Annotated in this window: 1 protein-coding gene; it reads right to left on the bottom strand. The window is 54.8% G+C overall.

The features are described 5' to 3' along the window. Positions 1 to 365: ATP-binding protein (locus V1L65_RS28665; RefSeq protein WP_331702770.1), on the bottom strand; the 365-nt coding region annotated here is incomplete at both ends.

Raw genomic sequence — 365 nt, forward strand, 5'->3', positions numbered from 1 at the left:
AATCCGACGCCCGGTAAAACTGTACTGCTTTTCCCCGGCGACAAGCTTCCACGCCCAAAGCCGTTGCCATATGCGTCTTGCCTGTGCCTACCGCGCCCATGAGCAGCAGGTTTTCTTTGCGTTCCAGCCACTCTAGCTCCCGGATTATCTCGTGGCTGCTTCCGCCAGGAAACGAAATGTGGTCGAACACATAGCCTTCGAAAGTCTTAATGTGCGGAAATCCTGCTTGTTGCACCAGCTTTCCTAGCTTGGCACGGCGTCGTCCGTCGAGTTCCGCTGTAAGCAATTGCTCCACCATGCTCTTCACTTGCTCGTCCTGTTGAAGCGCTACATGATCTACCACATGAGCCAACCGAAGCTGTCGG

This window comes from Paenibacillus sp. IITD108 (assembly GCF_036541265.1).
GTDB lineage: Bacteria > Bacillota > Bacilli > Paenibacillales > Paenibacillaceae > Pristimantibacillus.